This window comes from Adlercreutzia sp. ZJ242 (assembly GCF_011038995.1).
In the GTDB taxonomy this organism is placed as follows: domain Bacteria; phylum Actinomycetota; class Coriobacteriia; order Coriobacteriales; family Eggerthellaceae; genus CAAEEV01.
The window spans coordinates 1-3,143 of record NZ_JAAKEE010000087.1 but is presented as its reverse complement, the minus strand read 5'-3'; the positions used below and the strand labels follow the sequence as shown (position 1 = coordinate 3,143).

Below are 3,143 nucleotides of genomic sequence, written 5' to 3'. Positions count from 1 at the left end.
GCTTACAGCTGGAACAGAACCATCGGGCGGTCGAACTCCGCCATCTTGGCGATCATGTCCTCGAGGGTGCCGTAGTACATGGAACCAGACTCCTCGACCTGGACCGCCAGCGGGCGCTGGCCGGCCTTGTCGCCGTTGGTTCCCCAGTGCTCGGAGAAGATCGACGTCGGGCAGGGGATGTAGAACCACTCCCAGGCGTCGCCGTCGTTGCCCTCGCCCTTCTTGAAGGGGCCGACCTGGACCTCCTTGATGCCGAACTGGTCGAGCGGAAGGCCGAGCTCCTCCTTGCAGCCGATCTCTGCGGCGTGGTTGCCGGAGAAGTAGGTGTAGTCAACGAGCAGTGCGTACTTCTGATCTGCCATTTAGTGCACTTCCTTTCAAGTTAGTCCTGGTCGAGGCTGCGGACGCGCTTGATGTTGCACATAACGCCCTTGTACGGGGCGCCGAAGCCAAGCTTGCCGATGTTCATGTGCGGGACGAGGCTGTTGAAGTTGGACTTCCAGACGCCGAACAGGTTGGGCTCCTCGCCGTCCTGCTCGGGGAACCACCAGCCGTGCGCGCAGTTCAGGATGCCGGGCTTCATGACGGGCGTGATCTCGGCCTTGAAGCGGGCCTCGCCGAACATGTTGTAGACCTCGCACCAGTCGCCGTCGGTGATGCCGTAGGCCTTGGCGGTCTCGGGGTTGATCTGCACCCACGGCCACGGGTCGATCTGGCGCAGCGACGGCACGGCGCGGTGCTCGGAGTGGAAGGAGCTGTAGCGGCGCGAGCCGGAGGTGGTGATCAGCGGGTACTGGCCGGCCCACTCGGGCTTGCTGACCTGCGAGTAGTTGGGCTCCTCGTAGTAGGGCAGCGGGTCCTCGCCCCAGGACTCGTACAGGATCGAGTAGGCCTCGATCTGGCCGGTGATGGTGTTGAAGCCGGGGTTGCCGTCGAAGCGCAGCATGCCCTTCTCGTACTTCTCGTACTCGAAGCCGTGCGCGCCGGGCTGGTAGATGCCGAGCTCCTGGAAGGTCTTCCAGTCGTAGCCGAGCTCCTTGAGCTGGTCGCTGAAGAAGTCCTCCACGGCGGTCTGCAGCGCGTCGAGGTCGAGGGTCTTGCCGTCAGCCGGCTTGTACCACGGCCACCACTCGGGGTTCAGGCGCTGGCCGAACATGAGGCAGACCTCGATGTCGGACTTGCACTCGCCGACCTGCAGGGCCTTGTTCATGGGGCCCATGAACACGGTGTTGCGGCCGTAGTGGGTCAGCACGATGCCGTCGTGCTCGGCCCAGGTGGACATGGGCAGGAAGTAGTCGCCCACGGCCATGGCCGTCGGGGTGAGGGTCAGGTCCTGGATGACGACGAACTCGAGCTTCTTGAGGGCCTTGTGCCAGCGCTTGGGCTGCGCGGAGCAGGTCGGGGTCAGGAAGTTGGAGCTGTTGAACCAGCCCATCTTGAGGGCGTAGGGCTCGTCGGACTCCATGGTGTTCAGCGTCTCGTCGGGCTGCGTGGTCGCCATGCCCGTGGACAGGCCCGGCCATGCGGCCGCGCCGATGCGCTTCTGCCACACGTCGTCGCTCATCGCGCCGCGCTGGTTCATGCGCCACTTGCCGAGCAGGGCCGACGGGGGGCCGAGGGTCAGGCCGCCGGGGCGGTCGATCGAGCCGGCCAGCGCCGCCAGGACGATGAACGCCTGGGACAGCTGCACGCCGTTCTTGTTCTGGTCGAAGGCCAGGCCCCACGCCCAGCCGATCGGGCGCTCGGTGCCGATGATGTGCGCGACGCGCCTGATGTCCTCGGCGTCGACGGTCGTGATCTCGGCGACCTTCTCGACCGGGTACTCGGCCGCGCGGGCCTTGACCTCGTCGAGGCCGTAGATCCAGTTCTCGGCGAACTCGTGGTCGTACTCGTCGTTCTCGAACATGAGGTTCATGATGCCGAGGGCGAGGGCGGTGTCGGTCTGCGGGCGGACCTGCAGGTTGATGTTGCCGTCATGCGCGCCGACCCAGGTGATGCGCGGGTCGATGCTGATGATCTTGGTGCCGAGCTTCATCATGTCCACCAGGCAGTGGCCGAAGAAGCCGTCGCCGTTGGAGGGCAGGGGCTCCTTGCCCCAGACGACGACCCACTTGGAGAGGGTGTACGCCGGGTCGTGGTAGCTTCCGGGCAGGTGCCCCGCGTAGTCGAGCTCGGGGTAGCCGGCGCCCAGCACGTAGTCGGCGATGGAGCAGCGCGGGCCGTAGCAGGACCAGCCGGACTGCGTGTAGCAGCAGTTCGGGGACTGCAGCACCGAGAACGTCAGCGCGTAGTAGTAGATGCACGCCTCGCGGCCGGTGCCGCCGAAGCACACGATGGACTCGGGGCCGTAGGTGTTCTGGAAGTAGCGGACCTTCTCGCAGATCGTGTCGAGGGCCTCGTCCCAGGTGGTGCGCTCCCACTTGTTCTTGCCGCGGTCCTCGAACGCGCGCTTCATCGGGTAGATGACGCGGTTGTCGGCGTAGGTGTACTCGCGCAGCGCGAGGTTCATGGCGTTGACGCGGCCGGTGGTGATCGGGTTGTCGTCGTCGCCCTCGATGCGGACGAGCTTGCCGTCCTTGGTGACGACCTTGACGCCGTACCCGACCGGGTGGGATCCCGGGGGGGACCAGGTGTTGGAGCGGGTGACGACGGTGCCGTCCTCCATTACGGTCTGCCACTGTTTACCGTATGCCATACTTTCCTTCTTTCTTCCACGTTTCTAACATTACCGTAGAAAACTTTTCGCATGTCCCGTGGTAGAACATGCTATCTGCAAGCATGCCTCGCCGGAGGTGGTTCTCCGCCTCGGCCGCCGCCTCCCATCCCTAGTTAAGAGGCGCCGTGCTTGAAGCCAGGGTTGCCTGCCCTCGGCGCCCGCCTCGCTCTCTCCTTCGAGGCGGGCCGGCCGGGGCAGGCTGAGGTTCCCGATCCTACTGGCCGGGGGCCTTCGGGGCCGCGGGGGCGCCGGGGGCCTTCGGGGCGCCGGGCGCGGCGGGCGCGCCGGGGGCCGCGGGGGCGCCGGGCACGGCCTTCTCGCCGTTGAGGTAGGGGGTGAAGTCGCACTTGCAGAAGGGGCAGGACTTCAGGACGAGGCCGCCCATGGACTGGATGGGCTTGCCGCACTCGGGGCACTTGTTCGGGCC

Annotated in this window: 3 protein-coding genes; all 3 read right to left on the bottom strand. The window is 66.1% G+C overall.

What is annotated here, in order from left to right:
- Positions 1 to 2: 2 nt before the first annotated feature.
- A complete protein-coding gene (locus tag G7Y49_RS11800) occupies positions 3 to 362 on the bottom strand; it encodes an oxidoreductase (protein ID WP_165174053.1) in 360 nt (119 codons plus the stop codon).
- A 20-nt stretch (positions 363 to 382) separates the two neighbouring features.
- Positions 383 to 2,695 carry a molybdopterin-dependent oxidoreductase gene (locus tag G7Y49_RS11795; RefSeq protein ID WP_165174051.1) on the bottom strand — a complete coding sequence of 771 codons (2,313 nt, stop codon included), beginning with the start codon at positions 2,693 to 2,695 and terminating at the stop codon, positions 383 to 385.
- A 235-nt stretch (positions 2,696 to 2,930) separates the two neighbouring features.
- Positions 2,931 to 3,143: hypothetical protein (locus G7Y49_RS11790; protein WP_165174049.1), on the bottom strand; the 213-nt coding region annotated here is incomplete at its 5' end.